The sequence below is a fragment of the Paraburkholderia largidicola genome, from assembly GCF_013426895.1.
Lineage (GTDB): Bacteria > Pseudomonadota > Gammaproteobacteria > Burkholderiales > Burkholderiaceae > Paraburkholderia > Paraburkholderia largidicola.
Map to the genome: position 1 here is coordinate 1015931 of NZ_AP023176.1, position 19372 is coordinate 1035302.

The following is a 19372-nucleotide window of genomic DNA, read 5'->3' on the forward strand; positions in this document are numbered from 1 at the left end:
AGAGCAACGGAGGAGACATCACATGCAAGAGAAATCACCGCGCCTGCGGCGCATTCAATGGATCGCGCTAACGTTCCTGACGCTGGCGGGCATCGTCAATTACCTGGATCGCAGTACGCTGTCGATCGCCAATCATTCGGTGAGCGGCGAGCTTGGCTTGTCGGCGTCGCAAATGGGGCTGCTGCTGTCGGCCTTTTCGTTTGCGTACGCGTTTTCGCAGCTTCCCGTCGGTGCGATGCTCGACCGCTTCGGCGCGCGCGTCATGCTCGGCCTCGGGATGTTCGTGTGGTCGTGCGCGCAGTTGTGCGGCGGTCTCGTGCATACGTTGCCGCAGTTTCTCGCGGCGCGCATCGCGCTCGGCATCGGCGAAGCGCCGCAATTCCCGGCGGGCGCCAAGGTTGTCAGCGAATGGTATGCGCTGCGTGAACGCGGCCGTCCGACGGGTATTTTCACCACCTCGTCGACCATCGGACCGGCGCTCGCGCCGCCCATTCTCACCGTTCTGCTGCTGTCGTTCGGCTGGCGCTGGATGTTCGTCGTGATGGGCGTGCTGGGCATTGCAGTGTCGATCGGCTGGTACATGATCTACCGCAATCGCGCCGACATCGCGCTCGAGCCGCATGAAGTCAAGCATCTGACGGAAGAAGAGCCGCTCGCGCGCGCGGAACGCAAGATGACGTTCGCCGAATGGCGCGGCCTGTTCGGCAACGCGACGACGTGGGGCATGATCTTCGGCTTCATGGGCGTGATCTATATGGTGTGGCTGTATCTGACGTGGCTGCCTGCCTATCTCGAACACGAACGGCATCTGACCATCGCGAAGACGGGCTGGGTCGTGTCGATTCCGTACATCTTCGGCACGCTCGGCATGCTGTCGAGCGGCTTCGTCGCCGATGGCCTAATGGCGCGCGGCATGGCGCCGATCCGCAGCCGCAAGTGGCCGATCTGCTGCGGGCTGATCGGCGCGGCCGCGTTCACGGTGCCCGCCGCATTCACGCCGACGTTGACGCTCGCGATCGTCTACCTCTCTCTGGCGATGTACTTCGTCAACCTGGCAAGCGGCGCGGCATGGGCGCTCGTCAGCGTGGCCGCGCCGCGGCACCTGGTGGCGTCGCTGGGCAGCATCCAGAACTTCGGCGGCTACTTTGGCGGCTCGTTCGCGCCGTTCATCACGGGCGTCGTGGTCGACAAGACACATTCGTTCGTCAACGCGTTCCTGATCAGCGCGGGCGTCGCGTTCGCGGCGGCGCTGGTGTACATGTTCGTCGTGCGCGTGCCGATTGCCGAGCACGCGGACACGGGCGCCACGCCTGAAACCCGTATGACTCACCCCTGAACTTCATCAATCGATATGACGTTTCAACACGATCTGTTTGCAGGCAAGACGGCCGTCGTCACGGGCGGCACGCAAGGCATCGGCGCGGGCATTGCGCGTCAACTGGCGGCGCTCGGCGCGCGGGTGATCGCGGCCGGGCTCGCGCCGACCGACGAGCAGCGCAGCGCGCTCGCCGCCGACGGCATCGAAGCAGTGCCGCTCGACGTCGCGTCGAAAGAGGGCGTCGATGCGCTGTTCGCGTCGTTGCCTTCGCTCGACATGCTGGTGAATTGCGCGGGCGTGATACGCCGTGGCGACGAACTCGACCCTGACGTCTTCGCGCAGGTGCTGGATATCAACCTCACGGGCACGATGCGCGCGTGCGCGGCGGCGCGGCCGCTGTTGCGCGCGCACGGCGGCGCGATCGTCAATACGGCTTCGATGCTGAGCTTCTTCGGCGGCGGGCTGGTGCCGGCGTACAGCGCGAGCAAGGGCGGCGTCGCGCAACTGACGAAGTCGCTCGCCATCGCGTATGCGGCCGATCGCATCCGCGTCAACGCGGTAGCGCCCGGCTGGATCGCCACGCCGCTGACGCAGGCGCTGCAGCAGAACGACGAGCGTTCGAAGGCGATACTCGAACGCACGCCGCTCGGACGCTGGGGCTCGCCCGACGACATCGGTCCGGCCGTCGCGTTTCTGTGCTCGCCGGGCGCGTCGTTCATCACGGGCACCGTGCTGCCCGTCGACGGCGGATATCTGGTCGCGTGATGGCACGGCGGCGCGCCTCGTTATAATCGCGTCGCCTTGTTCCGCCTTTCAACGCTCATCCAACGACCATGCCGACACCCGCCGCCGATGCGCTCGAAGCCGCACGCGCCACAGGCACCGCCGCCTTCTCGAAGTTCATGTCGGTGCTGCAGCTGATCGCCGATGCAAAGGATGCGCCCAGCGTGCCGCAACTGGCGGCGGCGAGCGGCTTTCCGCGTCCGACGGTGTATCGGATCGTCGGCGCGTTGATGGCCGAAGGGCTGGTCGTCGAAAGTCTGCGCGGCGGTACGTTCGAGCTGGGCCCGCGTTTGATGACGCTGGCCAGCCGCAGCTGGGAGCGCTCGGACGTGCGTGTCGCGGCGGCGGACGCGCTGCAGGCGCTGCGCGACGCGACGCAGGAAACCGTGCACCTCGCCGTGCGTAGCGGCAGCGAGATGGTCTACATCGAAAAGCTGGAAAGCCCGCACGCGGTGCGCATGGCGTCGCGCATCGGCACGCGCGTGACCTTGTATTCGAGTTCGGTCGGCAAGGCCTATCTCGCCGCGCTGGACAACGCGGCGCGCGATGCGCTGCTCGACGGGCTGACGCTCACGCGCTTCACGGCCAATACGATCGTCGAACCGGATGCCTTGCGCGCCGAGCTGGACGAGACGCGCGAACGCGGCTACGCCGAAGACCGCGAGGAAAACGAACCGCAGATCTTCTGCTACGGATGCGCGATTCGCGCCGCGGATGGCCTGCCCATCGCGTGCATCAGCGTGAGCATTCCGCTATTCAGGCGCAACGACACGCCGCTCGAATCCTATGTCGAGCCGCTGCGCGCCGCCTGTGCGGCCGTTGCCGAAAGGCTCGGACCCGCGCCGCGTTCGGCAGGCTGAGGCCGCGTCACGCAGCGCAGCGCGTCTCTGTCAGAACCCGGCCACGCCGCGCGTTTTCAGCGCGTACGGTCCGCGCGTCAGCTGTTCCTTGAGAAACTCCACGCACACGCGAATCTTCGCGGACGACGACGCGCGCGCCGACGTCATGGCCCAGACATCGGCGGGTTGCTGGTGTTGCGGCAGCACGCGCACGAGCGCGCCCGATTCGAGGCTCGATGCGACGTCCCAGATCGACGCCATGATCACGCCATAGCCTTCGAGCGCCCAGCGCTGCACGATGTCGCTGTGATTCGACGCGATCGGGCCCGTGACCTTGACCGATTTCTCGCCGTCCGGACCCGTCAGGCGCCACACGCCGAAGCGCTGGTCGCGATCGCGAAACAGCAGGCAATCGTGCTGCGCGAGTTCGCCGAGCGTGCGTGGCGTCCCCGCACGCTTCAGATAGGCGGGCGACGCGCACAGGATGCGCGCGCTGTCGACGATCTTGTGCGCGATCAGATGCGGCTCCTGGATGTTGCCGACCCGCACGTCGATATCGAAGTTCTCGCCGACCAGATCGACGCGCCGGTCGAGCAGTTCGAGCCAGATTTCGAGCGCCGTATAGCGCTTTCTCAGCAGCAAGAGGATCGGCGATACGTGATCGCGGCCAAGACGCAGGCTCGTGCTGATGCGGATCACGCCGCGCGGATCGCTCTTCAGTCCGGCGAAGGCCTCGGACATGCCTTGCACGTCGTCGAGGATTTTTTGCGCCCACTGGAACGCCGCTTCGCCGTCGCTCGTCACGCTGACGCGGCGGGTCGTGCGCAGGAACAGCTTCACGCCTAGACTTTTTTCCAGCAACGCGATGCGCTTGCTCACATGCGAAGGCGAGATGCCCATTTCGGTCGACGCGGTGATGAAGCTCGCGCGGCGGGCCACGGTGCAGAACAACTGCAGATCGCGCAGGAAGCCGTCATTATTGGCTAATAGCGCATGATGATTTTCCATTGGGCTGCATTGTGTTGGTGATCGGCACGAGTAATCTAGTCCGAATTCACCAAGACGTCCAATCCCTGGGCGATAAACATCACGAAATCATGAGACACGTGCAGCTTGCCGTCGCCGGCGCCGGGCTTATCGGGCGACGTCACATCGAACTGATCCAGCAGAATCCGCGTTGCCGTCTGGCCGCGATCGTCGATCCCAATCCCGCCGCGCAGGAAGTGGCGAACCAGAGCGGCGTGCCGCTCTTCCGCTCGCTCGGCGAACTGTTCGCCGCGAGCCGTCCCGATGGCGTGGTGCTCGCCACGCCGAACCAGTTGCATGTCGCGCAGGCGCTCGAATGCATCGGCGCGCGTGTTCCCGCGCTGATCGAGAAGCCCGTCGCGCATACCCTCGATGAAGGCGAGCGCCTGCGCGCTTCGGCGGACGCGGCCGGCGTGCCGCTGCTCGTCGGCCATCATCGTGCGCACAGCCCGATTCTCGCGAAGGCGCGCGAGATCATCGGAGCAGGGCGGATCGGCAAGGTGGTCGGCGTGATGGGCAGCGCCGTGTTCTTCAAGCCCGACGAATACTTCGACGCCGCGCCATGGCGGCGCGAGACGGGCGGCGGCCCGATCCTCATCAACATGATTCACGAGATCGGCAATCTGCGTTCGCTGTGCGGCGAGATCGTCGCGGTGCAGGCGTTTGCGTCGAACGCGGCGCGCGGGTTTGCCGTCGAAGATACGGTGGCGATCAATCTGCGTTTCGAAAATGGCGCGCTCGGCACGTTCCTGCTGTCGGACACGGCGGCGTCACCGCGCAGCTGGGAGCAGACCTCGCAGGAAAACAAAAGCTATGCGTCTTACGACGACGAAGACTGCTACGTGATCGCGGGCGACATGGGTTCGCTGTCAGTGCCCACGATGCGTCTAAAGACCTACGCTACTAAAAGCGACCGCTCGTGGTGGAAGCCGTTCGACGTATCCACTGCGAGCATCGAGCGCACGGACCCGCTCGAGCGGCAACTGGATCACTTCTGCGACGTGATCGAAGGCAACGCGCAGCCGCTCGTCACCGTACGTGATGGCCTGCAGAACCTGCGCATTACGGAAGCCATCGCGGAATCGGCGCGCACGGGCGCGATCATCGATACTCGAGTCAGCGCGACGCTCTGATCTCGAACCAACGGAGGACACATGAAAAAAGTACTGATGCTGCATGGGATCAATCACAACATGTTCGGCAAGCGCGATCCGGTGCAGTACGGCACGGTGACGCTCGCGGAAATCGACGGCGCATTGCAGGCGCTCGGGCGCGAGTTGAACGTGGAGGTCGACAGTTATCAGACCAATCACGAAGGCGACATGTGCGAGCGCATTCATCAGGCGTTCACTGACGGCGCGGACGCCGTGCTGATCAACGCGGGCGCATGGACGCATTACAGCTACGGCATTCGCGATGCGCTCGCGATTCTGACCGTTCCTGTGGTCGAGATTCATATGTCGAACATTCATGCGCGCGAGGCGTTTCGTCATCAATCGGTGTTCGCGGAGATCGTGAAGGGCCAGATTTGCGGGTTCGGCGTGGACAGCTATCTGCTCGGGTTGCGCGCGGCGGTGGCCGCGATCGCGTAGGTTTGCGACGCCTGCGTTGAAGGCTCCGTTGCTTCGGGTCGGGTACACGGCTTGCTCAAGTGGTGGGACGTCGCCGCGCAAGCCGCCCGGGACCATAACTCAAGCAACGGAGGTCGGAACATGCTTTATTACGCCTTGGTTTTCTTCGTCATCGCGCTGATCGCTGCCGTATTCGGCTTCGGCGGGATTGCAGCGGGAGCAGCCAGCATCGCGAAGATCCTGTTCGTCCTGTTCCTCATCATCTTCATCGTCACGTTGCTCATGGGTGTCGTGAGACGCTGACGTTATCGGGCACAGGCGGAGCGCTTCGGGTTCGCCTGTGCCCGATCTTCGTATGACCGACACTGCGCAGATGCAACGTCCGCGTGCTGTGTCTTCGCTGCCTTGCGAAGATAAAAGTGTTTTGTCATCCAAACATCAATTGGTACTTCTTCCCGCAATGCCCGTTCTGTAAGGCCAATCGGTTCGATTGTGCGAATCAGCCCTTAAATACGCCCTTTTCTACCGTTTTGGAAATGGCATAAGCCTGGGCATAATGCGATAGACACACCGAAGTCGAAAGAGGGCCGCATAAGCAAGTCTTTTTTACCGACATCGTTGCACTAAAGAACTGGTCCCTTCCTCGCTCGCTGCTGCGGGCACATTCCAATCCAGTCCCGTTACGCGCATCACGCGCGCATGCTCGTCTTATTTTGTCCGCGCTTTCGCGCGTCGGCCACGATGTGGCCCGTTTTAGGAATCAACTGATGAAACCGGCAAAGAACACGTTCTGGTCGCGCTACGGCCGCTATGTAATGCTTGGCGTGACCGCGACGGCATTCGCGGCGCTCGTGACGTTCCTGCATCTGCGCCACGATCAGCGTAACGTGCAAGGCTCGCCGGTACTGACGGGCGTCGCGAGCGAAATGCGCAAGGACACGGCGGCGTGGACCCATCAGGAGCGCGATGCGTCGGAGATGTTGCGCGATATTCGCGATCACAACGTCACGGCAGTCGGCGTGAGTCCGAATGCGATTCTCGTGTCGACGGCGGATGGCGCGAAGTACTACGTCACCGATCACAACGGCGCATTCTCGAATGCGTTGCTGCTGGGTGAAATGAAAGCGGACGCGCGTTCGCCTTATCAAATGGTTTATCTGCCGGACGCCGATATCCACACCGGCTCCGCGCGCTGGATGGATGCGTTCGACAAAACCCGCGATGCGATCAGCGTGCTGCTGCCGCTGCTGCTCATCGGCGGGCTCGTGTGGTTCATGCGTCGCGAAATGACGAGCGGCGCGCGGCTGCTGGAAAGGACGCCGGCGCTGTCGTTCGAGGACGTGATCGGCGCAGGCGAAGCGAAGGCTGCGTTGTCCGACATTCAGGCTTATCTGACCAATCCGAAGCAGTTCACGGGCATGGGCGTGCGCGCGCCGTGCGGCATCCTGATGACGGGCGGGCCGGGCGTCGGCAAGACGCGTCTCGCGCAGGCGCTCGCGGGTGAATGCGGCGCGAACTTCATTTCGATCACGGGCAGCTATTTCAGCGCGAAGTACTACGGCGTCGGCATTCAGAAGGTCAAGCATCTGTTCGAACTCGCGCGCAAGAATGCGCCGACCGTCATCTTCATCGACGAGGCCGATGGTCTCGCGAAGCGCACCGATACGGGCGGCGGTCCCGTCGAGGCCGAAAGCAATCGCGTCATCAACCAGTTGCTCGCGGAGATGGACGGCTTCGAATCGAACGAGGGCGTGATCATCGTCGCGGCGACGAATCATCCGGACAATCTCGACGAAGCGTTGCGCCGTCCTGGCCGCTTCGACCGCACGGTGCAGGTGCGTCTGCCCGATCTCGAAGATCGCGCGGACATCATTCGTTTCTATGCGGAGCGGCTCACCTCGAAGGCCGAGGATATCGACTTCAATCAGCTCGCGCGTCTGACTACGGGGCTGTCGCCCGCCACGCTCGCGATGGTCGTCAACCAGGCGGGGCTCGTCGCGCGCAAGGTGGGCGACAACACCGTGGCCGCGAAGCACTTCGTCGAAGCGATCAAGATCGCGCGTATCGGCGATGTGAATGGCGCCGAACGCGCCCTCACGGAAGAAGAGCGCAACCGTATTGCCGTTCACGAAGCGGGACACGGACTCGTTGCGGCCTTGCTCGGCACGGGCATCCTCGAAGAAGTGACGATCCTGCCGCGCGGCGGCGCATTGGGCGTTGCGCTCATCACGAAGACGCAGGACAAGCATCTGTACCGCGAAACCGAAATGCGCAACGAGATTCAGGTGCTGCTGGGCGGACGCAATGCCGAGCTGCTGATGTTCTCGGAAGCGTCGAGCGGCGCCGCGTCCGACTTGCAGGAAGCCTCGCGCATCAGCCTCGACATGGTGTCGAAGTTCGGTTTCAACGCGGACGGCAATCTGTTCAGCCTGGCCGCGCTGCCTGCGCAATACGCGGGCTTGCAGATGAAGGGCGCCATCGAGCACGCGAACATCCTGCTCAAGGATCTGAGCGATGCATGCTATGCGCTGCTGCGCGACAACGAGCCTGTGCTGCGTGCGATTGCGGACCAGTTGCTCGAATCGGAGACGGTGCCGGGTGAAACGGTGTATCGGTTGATCGACGCGCACAAGACGAGCCGCGACGGCTTGCATCTGGCGGAGCAGCCGGAAGCGGCGTAAAGGGGTTCACAAAGCGGTTCACAAAGCAGTTCACGCCTGTTTCTCCGCACCACGCGACGCAGGCGAAAAAATCAGGAACTTCCGCAAAGCACGATTTGTCCACGAACCTCGCGGCCTTCAAAGGCGCAGTCACAAAGCGAGGAGGACAATCGCATGGATCAAGGACGCGTTGCCGCGCTCGACGCAGGTCGGGCGCTCGCGATCGTCGGGGTAGTCGCAGTACACCTGTCGTTTCAGTTTCCCAATCTTCCGCATGCCGTCACGCTCGTGGCGCGCATGGGTCAATACGGCGTGCAGCTGTTCTTCGTGATCAGCGCGATCACGATCTTCATGACGCTCGAAATCGACCACGAGCGTTGCACGGACGCGCGTCACGTCACATTGCGTTTCTATATCAAACGCTTCTTCCGCATCGCTCCGCTGTATTACGCGGCCATCGCCGTCTATGGACTGATCAGCTACGGCGCTATGCGTTCGGGCTACGAGCGCGCGTGGATTCTGGGCACGCATGGTCCCGTCGATATTCTGCTCAACGTGCTGTTCCTGCATGCGCTGTCGCCGACGGCGATCAACAACGTCGTGCCGGGCGGATGGTCGATCGGCGTCGAGATGCTGTTCTACATGATCGCGCCGCTGCTGTTCTTTGCGGCGATGAACCGCGTGCGTCTTATGCTGGCGACGGCGGTGCTGCTCGCGCTGTCCATCGCCACGCTTCATGTCGGCGACTGTCATGGCGCGTTGGACTGTCAGGTCAGCAATAACTCGTTCGGCTACTTCTGGCCGCCCGTTCAGGGGCCGTGCTTCATGGTCGGCATGTGGGCGTGGTACGGCTTCCGTTCGCATCTGCTGGGCACGTCGGCTGTCTCGATGCGCGCGACGTGGCTGTATCTCGTGCTGGCCGTCCTGTTCGCGATCGCAACGGCGGCGCTCGGCGTATGGCTGGCGAGGTCGCATGCGTTTGCACCGATATTTGCCGCATGTGGGGCGGTTGCGTTTCTGCTGTTCGCCTGTTCGCAAAGCGATGCGGTGCGCAGTTGGGCGCGCTCGCGCGTTGCGCGCGTCATCCGGCAGTGCGCAGCCGCCTTGGGACGCGAGAGCTACGGTATCTACCTGTGGCATTTCATCTGCGTGTACGTGACGTTTCATTTCTTCGCTGAAACGTTCAGACAGTCCGATAAGGATGTTTCGCTCGCGTTGTATGCCGTGACTGTGATGATCGCGCTCGTGGCATCGTATGGATTGTCGCGACTTTCCGACCGCTTGATCCAGGGACGCGCAACGCGGCTGTCGCGCAAGCTGTTGAAGCAGGTCGATGCATGCTTCGGTTCTTCGCGATGAGCACGTTGCGGTGACGACGCCGTTGAAATATTTTCAATGCACAATAGCGCCTGATCCGATCTCGACTCATCCAACCGTCATCGCCCAAAGCATCGATGGACTATTCGCGCATCCTTCAACAGATTCACACCGACTTGCAGCCCTGGCTCGACAAAGGGCGCGTGGCCGACTACATCCCCGAACTCGCGAAGGTGCCCGCGCGCAGCTTCGGCATGGCCATCGTCACGACGACGGGGGACGTGTTTCGTGTCGGTGAAGCCGACACGCGCTTTTCGATTCAAAGCATCTCGAAGCTTTTCGCCTGCACGATGGCATTCAGGCTGCTGGGCGACGACCTGTGGCGGCGCGTCGGCCGGGAGCCGTCGGGCACGGCGTTCAATTCGCTCGTGCAACTGGAGGCGGAGCAGGGCAAGCCGCGTAACCCGTTCATCAACGCGGGCGCGCTGGTCGTCACCGATGTGTTGTCCCGCCGTTTCGTCAAGGCGGAGACCGCGCTCGTCGAATTCATGCGGCGCGTCACGGGCGAACCGTCGATCGACTACGACATGCGCGTCGCGCAATCCGAATTGCAGCACGGGCATCGCAATCGCGCGATGGCGCACTTCATGGCGAGCTTCGGCAACATGGAGATGCCGCCCGAGACAGTGGTCGAGGCGTACTGCCGTCAGTGCGCGATTTCGATGAGTTGCATCGAACTCGCAAAGGCAGCGCTTTATCTGAGCAATGGCGGCGTCGTGCCGTCGACGGGCGAGCGCATTCTCGATTCGAGTTCGGCCAAGCGTTTGTCGGCGTTGATGCTGACGTGCGGCACGTACGACGCGGCGGGCGACTTCGTCTATCGTGTCGGCTTGCCGGCAAAGAGCGGCGTGGGCGGCGGGATCGTCGCGCTGTTGCCGGGCGAGATGGCCGTGTGCGTGTGGTCGCCGGGGCTCGACAGCAACGGCAATTCGCTGGCTGGCGTGCTGGCTTTAGAGTGGTTGACCACCTACACAGGGCGCTCGATCTTCTGACGACATTCGAACGCCCCGCACTCAACGCGTCATCAACACCGCCGCGCCCGACAGCCGTCCACTGCGCAGATCGTCGAGCGCGCGGTTTGCGTCAGCGAGCGGATAGCGCGTCACTTCGATATCGAGCTGCGTGTCGCCAGCGATCTTCATGAACGCTGCGCCATCGGCTCTCGTCAGGTTCGCAACCGATACGACGCGGCGCTCACCCCACAAAAACGCATACGGAAACGCCGGAATGTCGCTCATGTGAATGCCGCCGCACACAACGATGCCACCCTTGACGACCGCCTTCAACGCGGGCGGCACGAGCGCGCCGACGGGCGCGAAGATCAGCGCGGCATCGAGCGGTTCGGGTGGCGCTTCATCGCTGCCGCCCGCCCAGGTCGCACCGAGCCTGCGTGCGAGTTGCTGCGCGGTGTCGTCGCCGGGTCGCGTGAACGCGTACACCGTACGGCCCTGATGACGCGCGACCTGCGCGACGATATGCGCCGCCGCGCCGAAGCCGTAAATGCCGATGCGCTTCGCGTCGCCCGCCATGCTGAGCGTCCGGTAGCCGATCAGACCGGCGCACAGCAGCGGCGCAGCTTGCGCGTCGTCGTAGCGCTCGGGCAGCGGCAGGCAATAGCGGTGATCGGCGATCACCTGCTCGGCGTAGCCGCCGTCGATCGTATAGCCGGTGAAGCCCGGCGCGTCGCAGAGGTTCTCGCGGCCGCTCGCGCAATACGGACAGACGCCGCAAGTCCTGCCGAGCCACGGCACGCCGACGCGATCGCCGATATCGAATGCCGTCACGTCCGCGCCGCGTGCCGCGACCCGGCCGACGATCTCATGTCCTGGGATCACCGGCCGTTTCGGTTCGCTCAATTCGCCATCGACGACATGCAGATCGGTCCGGCACACGCCGCAGGCCAGCACGTCGATCAGCAGTTCTCCTGCTGACGGCGCTCGCGGGGGTAAATCGCGTTCGGCGAGCATGGGACTCGATCCGTCGAAAACCATTGCGTGCATGTTCGACCCTCCATGCAGAGACTCTGCCTATGCCGCGTCGTCCGTCAGCCGCTTTTCAGGCTCCTGAGATGGTTGAAAAGCGGTAACCGAAGGCAGCCACGGCTGCCAGGCGCGCATCCACATCGACCACATCGAGAACATCGACAGCGGCGACGCGAGCGAGAAAAGATCCGGTTGCAGAAACCACCGCGCGGCGGCTCCGACGGATGGCACGGCGGTAATGTGAATCGCAACGCTCTCCGCATTGCGATCGGGCAGCTTGCGTCGCGTAATTTCGATATCGACGGTGGGCAGGTGGGCGGTCAGTTTCGTCTCCATGCTCGGCCTCGCAGTGACGGATCAGGTGCTGGGAGCGGGCGTGTCCGCGAAGATACGCCCGACGGTGACGCGTTCAGCAAACTCTATCATGCAGCACTGCCTGATCCATGTCGCGACTGCCGCCGCAGCGGGCGAAGGGCGTTTTGTGCGCATCCAAGCCCGAAGTGCAGCAGCACCGCAGCGCTGAAGTGCCGCCACGTAACCCTTAGCGCCGCCCGCCGTGGAACCCACCACCGCCAAAATGCGCGCCGCCGAATCCGTTGCCTCCGCCAAATCCGCCGAAGTGCTGGCCGCCAAATCCGCCGCTTCCGCCGAATCCGCCCGCATGCTGGCTGAAGCGCTGCTCGCCCGTCATGCGCGCGTCATGCTGCTGCTGGAGGTCGTTGCCGATCCTGTCGTCCGGTTGGGCCGTTTGCCATCCGTTCGACGTGTGCTGTTCCCACGACCCGCCGTCGGATCGACGATAAACATTGCCGTCGTGTCCCGCATAGACATCGCCGTTGTTCCAGGCGACGGCATTGCCGCGCGACTGGTTGGTCACGACGCCTCTGCTGGCCGTCTGGTATTGCCCTGTCTGCGCATTGCCGGAAATGCCGAACTCGGCAGCGCCCGCGCGGCCCGTGCGGGCGTTGTAACCGGCCACCTGACGGCCGCCCGCATAGTTGCCGTTGTACTGGTTGCCGACGATACCGCCGCGACCCGCGCCTTCCCGCCCCGTCAGAGGATTGGCGAACGAGCCTTGCCGGCCGGCCGCATAGTTGCCTGAATACGGATTGAATGCGGCCCCGCGTGCGCCCTGGAAGTGTGCGCCCGTCGCGGGGTTATAGCCGGACCCCGCCGTGCCACGCCATTGCGCACCTGTCCATGCATTCCAGCCTGTGGTGTGCGTGACCGTACCCTGGCCCCAGCGGCCATAGAAATTGGCCTGGTTGACGTTCACGTTGTTCCAGCCGCCACCCCAATATCCGCCGCCCCAGTACGGTCCCCAGTAAGGCGACGCGCATCCCCAGATCGCGCCTGCCGCAAAGCCGAACGCAAAGCCCTCTGCCGCGCCCAGCGCAAAGCTCGCGCCGTACCCGTAGGTCTGCGGATAGCCGTAGTAATACCCGCCGACGTACGGTGGATACACATAACCCGTGCCGTAGACGACCGTGCCTTGTGCATCGACGACGACCCCGAGATAGCCCGGCGTATAGCCGACGACGACGGCATCCGGCGTCACCGAATAGATGTGGACATACGTCACGTAGTGCAGCGGCGAGCTGAGAGGAATTGTGTAGATCACGGGCGGGACCTCGGTCGCGACGGTCCAGCCGCCCATGGGCGATATCGAAGCGAACCAGACGCCGTTGGACACCGCGTAGAAATGCGTCGAGTCGACCTCGATGATGGGCGTTGCCGTATTGACCGCATACCGCAACGGCGTGCCCGAGATCGACTCGAAGCGCGGCGCGCCATCGTACGAGACCGACATGAGGGCTTTCTGACGGGACACCGAGGCCGTCTGGGGAATGGAGGCAGCAATCGCGGCTTCTCTCGCCTGAGGCGTGCCCGGCACCGACACCAAGACATTGGCTTTTGGATCGTTCGGAGAAATCTTTGCGAAGTCTGCAGGAAGCGCATTGCCCGGAACGTAAGTCCACGGGCCGTTCGTCGTCGTGGCCTGGAACCAGCGCCCCGAGACGAGCACGTAGTACAGGTTCGTCGTGGGATTCACGAACACGGCGTGATCGGTATTGGCGACGGTCAGCAGTCCCGTGCCATCGACGGGCTTCAGCTGTGCGGGACCATCCGTTACGATCAGCTCGGCCGGACGCGTCGCGACGAGCACGGCGGGCGCATGAGCAGCGGGCTTGCCGTTGGCGGGCAGCATCGGGTCGGCGGCGTTTTTCGCGGTCGATTGCTTCTCGGCATCCGACAGCGCTTGCGGCGGTGTTGCGAGGACGCGCCACGGCCCGTTCGTATCGCGCGCGTCGAACCAGTAGCCGGCCGCGCGCAGATAGAGCGTGCCGCCGGCGTCGCGCATCAGCAGCGCGCGGCTGTTCAGCGCGCGCTGAAAGCCAGTGCGTCCGACGTCTTGCCACGCAGGCGAGCCGTCGACCAGCACCAGCACGGTGGGCTGTGCGGCGAACACGATTTGCGGCGGGTCGTTTTTCACCGGCATACGCATGGTTTTCGACAGCTCTTGCGATGCCGCGTAGCTGGTCTGCAGTTCATCGAGCGAAACGCTCATGCCCGTTGCGGGCAGCCGCGCGAGCAAGGATTTGCGGACGCTCTCAGCGAGGCTCGCATCGGTTGGAACATCGACGCTGTCGATCTGGATCGCAGTCAGGTTGACCAGTCCCGATGGTTTGTCGATATGGGCATTCGCCGAAAAATGCGCAACGCCGAAAGTGGGCGTTCCGCTGGCCTTGCCGACGGCGACGGCCGCGCGCCCCGAGATGCGATTGCCGTCCCATTTCTCGATCTGCGGCTGATACATCTCGACATGCTCGCCGTCCGCTTCAAAATTGCGCGGCCAGTCAGCCTGCGTCGTCGTCGCGGGGGCATTCGCTGCGTACGACGGAGGAAGTTGCCAGGTCACTGCCGTGAGCGTCAACACCGACGCGACGATCTGGGTCAATCTCAACTTCATGCCACGTTCGTTTTTACTATTTGGATTCATCTTCGAGATACCTCATCCAGTTGTCGGTCGTTTGCACAAAAGAAAAAGCCGCCCCTAAAAGGGGCGGTTAAAACTGGCGGAGACCAGAGAAGATTCCTAAGAACCGATTGAATTAGAAGCGGTGCCGAATGCCGGCCGACACCACGTATTGGCTCTTGCTCGTCGAGGGTTGCGACGTACCGTTCACCTGAGTCAGGTTCGTGCCGACCTGGTTGTCTGCGCCGATCTGCATGACGCTCTCGGCATAGATATCGGTGCGCTTCGACAGCGCGTAATCAGCCTGGACGCCGAACTGGTTCCAGTGAGCCGAGCTGTTGCTCGTCGACGACGTACGCGGCGTGCTGCGCAGGCCTTGTGTGTACGTGTACGCCGCGCCGAGGCTCAATGCAGGCGTCACGCTATAGCGTGCGTGGATTTCGTGGTTGTTGTAACGCACGGAGGAGTCGCCGATGGCGTCCTGATAGCGGGTCTGCGTGAACAGCGCGCCGAGCGTCAAAGGTCCGACTTCATAGTTCGAGCCGAGACCCCAGGTACGCTGGTTCTGAAGGCCCGGAAGGTTGGTCATTGCGAGAGTCGGAAGGTTCTGAATCGCGCCCGAGCTGTTGTTGGAATTCAGCCCCTGAATCTGCAGGTAGGCGGCCGCGACATGCACGCCGGCATAGTCATAGCCCGCACCAACGCTATACGCGCGGTTGTTTGCAAAGCCGCTCGCCGAATTCGAGAAGCCATACAACGCGTTGAACGAAGCGCCCGAGTAGTTCGCGCTTTGATACTTGACCGAATTGCTGATGCTGAACGTGCTGTTCAGGTTGTCGTTGTCGCCGCGGTGCGCGAAGTACGTGCCGCCCCACGTGCCGGCGGCAGAGACCGGGCCCAGGTAATCGACGACCGAGTCGTACTGGCGGCCGAGGGTCAGCGTGCCGTAATCGGCAGCAGACAGGCCGACATACGCCTGACGGTTGAACAGGCTGTTATTGGCCGCATTGTTATTGGCCAGACTGCCATTGTTCACGTTGAATCCGCTTTCGAGGTTGAAGACGGCCTTCAGCCCGCCGCCCAGTTCTTCCACGCCGCGCAATCCCCAGCGGCTTTGCTGCACATTGCCGCTTGTCATGCCGAACATTGCCTTGCCGTCGGTCAGGCCGTTTGGCGTCACGGGAGAATTGCGCGTGGCTTCGTTGCTCACGTAAGTCAGACCCGCGTCGACGAGACCATACAGCGTAACGCTGCTCTGCGCGTGCGCCGCACCCGCAAAGGCCGCCGAAGCAGCTGCGAAAATCAAGGTGGTTTTTTTCATGTTCGTATTCCGTGCTAAGCCTGACGACTTGAATGAATGTGCTGTCTTCCGTGGGCGAGATAGCCGCGCTGCGTTGCTTTGTGAATTCGCGGCATACGTCGTTCACGCAGGGCGAACTATAGATGCCAGATTGATATTTCGTTATACTTAATAATCAAAAACTATTTTTAATTAATTTAAAATAAATTGAATACCGGGAGATAAGTTTTTGTATATTCGGATTAATTTCATCCTGATATTTAAGTGTGGACTGACGCCTGTTTGATATTGTGTTGTGACCTTGCTACATGGAGGGCTTGCATGGGTGATAATCGTATTTCCGACGATTGAAATGGTGGCTTTAAAAGGAGTTGGGCAATTCAATGTTGATATATATGTCTAATCTGTTTTATTTCTGTTGCTCATGCTGAATAAGCTGCAGGCAATACGAATATTCCTAAGAGTCGCCGAGAACAACTCCTTCAGTCGCGCCGCATCGAGTCTCAATCTGTCCAATGCAGTCGTGACGCGCTATGTGGCGCTATTGGAGGCGCATCTCAACGCTCGTCTCGTCAATCGCACGACGCGCAGTGTGTCGCTGACGGAAGCGGGCCGCGCTTATGCAAGAGGGTGCCAGCAACTGCTGGAACTGCTGGATTCGATGGAATCGGCTGTGACGGAAGAAGCGGGCGAGCCCACGGGCACGCTCAAGGTCGCGGCGGCGGCCTCGTTTTCACTGGCGGCGCTGGCGCCGTTGCTGCACCGCTACCGGATGCGTCATCCAAAGGTGAAGCTGGACGTGACGCTGTTGCATCAATCCGTCGATCTCGTCGAAGACGGGTTCGACGTCGGCATCGTCGCGTCGTGGCAGGTGAACGGCAGCACGCTGGTGAAGCGTCCTTTGCTGTCGGTGCGGCCCATCGCGGTCGCGTCGGCCGCTTATATCGAACGGCACGGCGCGCCGACCTCGCTCGAACAGCTCGCCTCGCACAGTTTCCTCGCGCCTTCGCGCGACATGCATGGAACCGAGTGGTCATTCGCGAGCGCCGATGGCCGCGAGGAGACCTTGAATCTCGACTCCGTGTGCAGGGTCAACAGCATGATCATGCTTCGGCAAATGGTCCTCGCCGACATGGGGCTCGCCATCCTGCCCGAAGACTACGTCGTCGGCGACATTGCGGACGGTGTGTTGATGCGCGTGCTCGAGCAGTATCGGGTCACCAACGGTCTCAAGGAACTGTCGCTGGTGTATCCAGGCCGGCGCCATGTGTCGGCGAAGGTGCGCACCTTCGTGGACTTCACGGTCGAATATTTCCGCAGAGGCTTTTCCCCGGTTGCGCGCGGGCCGACCTGAACGCGATGGGCGCTGTCGGCGGCGACATAACGGCCAGGCGTAGTCGACGAACAGCGCTGCAGCGGACATGAGCGTTTTCGAACGCGCGCTGCAGCGAGCGATTGGCCACCCGCTTCATCGACGCGAAACGGACACAAATGAATGACGCGTTTTGCGCGACCGTAATTGCATCACGACGGCATGGCAAGTGATGCTTATCGAGCTATCAGCGCGGAACATCAACGCGGACTATCAACGCGGATTACCAGCGTACCGGCAATGCCGCCATCGGCGCACGCCAGGATTTCTACTCGCTGCAATTTCGCCGCGCGATCTCTATAAATGAATCAGGACGAACGGTTCATCCGTTCGCGTCCCTGATTGTCCATTGCGGGCAAACATGCAACCGAATCTCATGTCGATTTCGATCCATCCAGACAAACATCAAGGGTCGATCGCATCCGTCTGCGCTCGCGGACGGATTGCCATGCGACATGGTTTGCCCAGACCGTATGAGTTAACTTTCTTTTCGAACTCTTCGGTGTGCTATGTCACAGTCCCCGGCCGCCGCGCGCGAAATAATCTCTTCACAGTGCCAGGCATAACGAACGCCATGGAGGTGCGCTGTGTTTCACTCAACTCTGTCCCGCACCTGGTTTTGCACCGCCGTGACAACGGCATGCCTCACCGGATACCCCTGCGCCCACGCAACCGCGATCGCACCGCATGTTGCGGCTGCTTCCGCGCCATCGCCTGCCTCAGCGCCGGCGAAAGAGAAGCGAACGGCGCCCGCGAATGCGAGCGCGCCGCTCGACTTCCCGGCGATCGTCGAGCGCTACGGACCTGCCGTCGTGAACATCCGCGCGATCCTGCCAGAGAAACCTCTGGCACCGCCCGCACCGCCAACGCCAGCCGCTTCGCCGGCGCCCGCGTCGGGCGCAAGCTCCGAAGCGATCGACGGTGACGATCCGCTGTTCGCGTTCTTCCGGCAGGTCATGCCGCAGTCGCAGGACGGGCAGGGCAGTTCACCGCGCGCGATGTCGGGTGTGGGATCGGGTTTCATCGTCAGTCCCAACGGCTTGATTCTGACGACGGCGCATGTGGTCGACGGCTCCGACGACGTGACCGTGCGCCTCACCGACCGGCGCGAGTTCAAGGCGAAAGTGGTGGCCGTGGATGGCCCAAGCGATGTCGCCGTGATCCAGATCGACGCGACGAAGCTGCCCGTCGTCAAGCTGGGCGACTCGACGCGTGTGCGCGTCGGCGAACAGGTGCTGACGATCGGCTCACCGGACAGCTATCAGAACACGGTGACGGCGGGCATCGTCAGCGCGACGTCGCGCACGTTGTCCGATGGCACGACGTTTCCGTTCTTCCAGACCAACGGCGCATTGAATCCCGACAACTCGGGCGGCCCGGTGTTCAATCGCGCGGGCGAAGTGGTCGGCATACACGTTCAGGTCTACGCCGATGGCGATCGTTTCCAGAGTCTGACTTTTGCCATTCCGATCGCGATGGCGAACAAGGTGCGCGCGCAGTTGCAGGCGCAGTCGAAGTCTCAGGACGGCGACGCCGCGCACGGCGCGTTCGGCATGCAGGTGCAGGACATCGACCCCGGACTCGCTGGCGCGTTCGGTCTGCCGCGTGCGGCGGGCGCGCTGGTGATCGCCATCGAACCCGGCAGTCCCGCCGCCACCAGCAAGCTGAAGCCCGGCGACGTGATCGTGCAGATCGCCGACAAGCCCGTCGAGCACGGCGCGGATCTCACCGACCAGGATGCGGTGCCGCAGTCGGGCAAAGTCCCCGTCAAGCTGATTCGCAATCGCAAGCAGATGACGATCATGGTCAACCTGACGGCGTCGGCGCAATACGCGAGCACGGGCGTGAGCGATGTCGGCCCGCTGGATCATCTCGGACTCAGCATGCATCCGCTGACGGACGACGAACGGCGCACCACGGGGCTGGCCGAAGGGCTGATGGTCGAGGACGTGTCGGGGGCCGCGGGCCCGGCAGGCATCAAGCCCGGCGATGTGGTGCTGTCGCTGAACGGCACGCTGGTTGCATCGCAGGATGAACTGGCATCCCTCGCGGCGAAGGCGGGGAAGAAGGCGGCGCTGCTGATCCAGCGCAATCACGCGCGCAGTTTCGTGACCGTCGATCTGAAGTAAAGCGCAAGCGCTGCGGCGGGATAATTGAAATGTCCGCC

16 protein-coding genes are annotated in these 19372 nt (G+C 62.7%); 11 read left to right on the forward strand and 5 right to left on the reverse strand.

Annotation, left to right across the window (positions count from 1 at the left end):
- Window positions 1-22 precede the first annotated feature (22 nt).
- The 3 genes from PPGU16_RS33275 to PPGU16_RS33285 all read left to right on the forward strand — a co-directional run bounded on the left by PPGU16_RS33275 (window position 23) and on the right by PPGU16_RS33285 (window position 2961).
- The gene (locus tag PPGU16_RS33275) at window positions 23-1336 is read left to right on the forward strand and encodes an MFS transporter (RefSeq protein ID WP_180726947.1); all 1314 of its coding nucleotides are present in this window, start codon (window positions 23-25) and stop codon (window positions 1334-1336) included.
- Between the two features lie 15 nt (window positions 1337-1351).
- Window positions 1352-2083, forward strand: a complete 732-nt coding sequence (locus PPGU16_RS33280; protein ID WP_180726948.1) for an SDR family NAD(P)-dependent oxidoreductase — start codon at window positions 1352-1354, stop codon at window positions 2081-2083.
- 68 nt (window positions 2084-2151) lie between these two features.
- Window positions 2152-2961 (forward strand): IclR family transcriptional regulator, encoded by an 810-nt coding sequence (locus tag PPGU16_RS33285; protein WP_180726949.1) that lies wholly within the window; start codon window positions 2152-2154, stop codon window positions 2959-2961.
- Window positions 2962-2991: 30 nt separating this feature from the next.
- Here the strand turns inward: PPGU16_RS33285 and PPGU16_RS33290 are convergent, their stop codons facing one another.
- Window positions 2992-3948: a LysR family transcriptional regulator gene (locus PPGU16_RS33290; RefSeq protein WP_180726950.1), complete on the reverse strand. Its 957-nt coding sequence runs from the start codon at window positions 3946-3948 to the stop codon at window positions 2992-2994.
- 89 nt (window positions 3949-4037) lie between these two features.
- On the opposite strand from PPGU16_RS33290, the gene PPGU16_RS33295 reads away from it, so the two are divergent.
- From PPGU16_RS33295 to PPGU16_RS33320, 6 genes are all read left to right on the forward strand, one after another.
- On the forward strand, window positions 4038-5099 hold the full coding sequence (locus tag PPGU16_RS33295) for a Gfo/Idh/MocA family protein (RefSeq protein ID WP_180726951.1): 1062 nt from the start codon (window positions 4038-4040) through the stop codon (window positions 5097-5099).
- Between the two features lie 21 nt (window positions 5100-5120).
- Window positions 5121-5558, forward strand: a complete 438-nt coding sequence (gene aroQ, locus PPGU16_RS33300; RefSeq protein ID WP_180726952.1) for a type II 3-dehydroquinate dehydratase — start codon at window positions 5121-5123, stop codon at window positions 5556-5558.
- Between the two features lie 120 nt (window positions 5559-5678).
- Complete coding sequence (locus PPGU16_RS33305) at window positions 5679-5840, forward strand: DUF1328 domain-containing protein (protein WP_180726953.1); 162 nt, start codon at window positions 5679-5681, stop codon at window positions 5838-5840.
- A gap of 464 nt (window positions 5841-6304) precedes the next feature.
- On the forward strand, window positions 6305-8218 hold the full coding sequence (locus PPGU16_RS33310) for an AAA family ATPase (RefSeq protein WP_180726954.1): 1914 nt from the start codon (window positions 6305-6307) through the stop codon (window positions 8216-8218).
- A 153-nt stretch (window positions 8219-8371) separates the two neighbouring features.
- Window positions 8372-9556, forward strand: coding sequence for an acyltransferase family protein (locus PPGU16_RS33315; protein WP_180726955.1), 1185 nt, complete (start codon window positions 8372-8374; stop codon window positions 9554-9556).
- 95 nt (window positions 9557-9651) lie between these two features.
- Window positions 9652-10566: a glutaminase gene (locus PPGU16_RS33320; RefSeq protein ID WP_180726956.1), complete on the forward strand. Its 915-nt coding sequence runs from the start codon at window positions 9652-9654 to the stop codon at window positions 10564-10566.
- Window positions 10567-10587: 21 nt separating this feature from the next.
- On the opposite strand, the gene PPGU16_RS33325 is transcribed toward PPGU16_RS33320, so the two are convergent.
- From PPGU16_RS33325 to PPGU16_RS33340, 4 genes are all read right to left on the reverse strand, one after another.
- Window positions 10588-11574 (reverse strand): zinc-dependent alcohol dehydrogenase family protein, encoded by a 987-nt coding sequence (locus PPGU16_RS33325; protein ID WP_180726957.1) that lies wholly within the window; start codon window positions 11572-11574, stop codon window positions 10588-10590.
- Window positions 11575-11601: 27 nt separating this feature from the next.
- Window positions 11602-11892: a hypothetical protein gene (locus tag PPGU16_RS33330; protein ID WP_180726958.1), complete on the reverse strand. Its 291-nt coding sequence runs from the start codon at window positions 11890-11892 to the stop codon at window positions 11602-11604.
- A 205-nt stretch (window positions 11893-12097) separates the two neighbouring features.
- Window positions 12098-14527, reverse strand: coding sequence for a carbohydrate-binding family V/XII (locus PPGU16_RS33335; protein WP_243460757.1), 2430 nt, complete (start codon window positions 14525-14527; stop codon window positions 12098-12100).
- A gap of 142 nt (window positions 14528-14669) precedes the next feature.
- Window positions 14670-15854 carry a porin gene (locus tag PPGU16_RS33340; protein ID WP_180726960.1) on the reverse strand — a complete coding sequence of 395 codons (1185 nt, stop codon included), beginning with the start codon at window positions 15852-15854 and terminating at the stop codon, window positions 14670-14672.
- A gap of 403 nt (window positions 15855-16257) precedes the next feature.
- Here PPGU16_RS33340 and PPGU16_RS33345 point away from each other — a divergent pair, with 403 nt between their 5' ends.
- Together PPGU16_RS33345 and PPGU16_RS33350 are read left to right on the forward strand one after the other, a co-directional pair.
- On the forward strand, window positions 16258-17187 hold the full coding sequence (locus PPGU16_RS33345; protein ID WP_180726961.1) for a LysR family transcriptional regulator: 930 nt from the start codon (window positions 16258-16260) through the stop codon (window positions 17185-17187).
- 605 nt (window positions 17188-17792) lie between these two features.
- Window positions 17793-19334: a trypsin-like peptidase domain-containing protein gene (locus PPGU16_RS33350; RefSeq protein ID WP_180726962.1), complete on the forward strand. Its 1542-nt coding sequence runs from the start codon at window positions 17793-17795 to the stop codon at window positions 19332-19334.
- Window positions 19335-19372: the final 38 nt, after the last annotated feature.

Bases quoted from the DNA above. Each gene is read 5' to 3' on its own strand.
- PPGU16_RS33345 (WP_180726961.1), top strand. From the start codon at position 16,258: ATGCTGAATAAGCTGCAGGCAATACGAATATTCCTAAGAGTCGCCGAG.
- PPGU16_RS33275 (WP_180726947.1), top strand. From the start codon at position 23: ATGCAAGAGAAATCACCGCGCCTGCGGCGCATTCAATGGATCGCGCTA.
- PPGU16_RS33340 (WP_180726960.1), bottom strand. From the start codon at position 15,854: ATGAAAAAAACCACCTTGATTTTCGCAGCTGCTTCGGCGGCCTTTGCG.
- PPGU16_RS33335 (WP_243460757.1), bottom strand. From the start codon at position 14,527: ATGAAGTTGAGATTGACCCAGATCGTCGCGTCGGTGTTGACGCTCACG.
- PPGU16_RS33290 (WP_180726950.1), bottom strand. From the start codon at position 3,948: ATGGAAAATCATCATGCGCTATTAGCCAATAATGACGGCTTCCTGCGC.
- aroQ (WP_180726952.1), top strand. From the start codon at position 5,121: ATGAAAAAAGTACTGATGCTGCATGGGATCAATCACAACATGTTCGGC.
- PPGU16_RS33310 (WP_180726954.1), top strand. From the start codon at position 6,305: ATGAAACCGGCAAAGAACACGTTCTGGTCGCGCTACGGCCGCTATGTA.
- PPGU16_RS33280 (WP_180726948.1), top strand. From the start codon at position 1,352: ATGACGTTTCAACACGATCTGTTTGCAGGCAAGACGGCCGTCGTCACG.
- PPGU16_RS33320 (WP_180726956.1), top strand. From the start codon at position 9,652: ATGGACTATTCGCGCATCCTTCAACAGATTCACACCGACTTGCAGCCC.
- PPGU16_RS33285 (WP_180726949.1), top strand. From the start codon at position 2,152: ATGCCGACACCCGCCGCCGATGCGCTCGAAGCCGCACGCGCCACAGGC.
- PPGU16_RS33305 (WP_180726953.1), top strand. From the start codon at position 5,679: ATGCTTTATTACGCCTTGGTTTTCTTCGTCATCGCGCTGATCGCTGCC.
- PPGU16_RS33330 (WP_180726958.1), bottom strand. From the start codon at position 11,892: ATGGAGACGAAACTGACCGCCCACCTGCCCACCGTCGATATCGAAATT.
- PPGU16_RS33295 (WP_180726951.1), top strand. From the start codon at position 4,038: ATGAGACACGTGCAGCTTGCCGTCGCCGGCGCCGGGCTTATCGGGCGA.
- PPGU16_RS33315 (WP_180726955.1), top strand. From the start codon at position 8,372: ATGGATCAAGGACGCGTTGCCGCGCTCGACGCAGGTCGGGCGCTCGCG.
- PPGU16_RS33325 (WP_180726957.1), bottom strand. From the start codon at position 11,574: ATGCACGCAATGGTTTTCGACGGATCGAGTCCCATGCTCGCCGAACGC.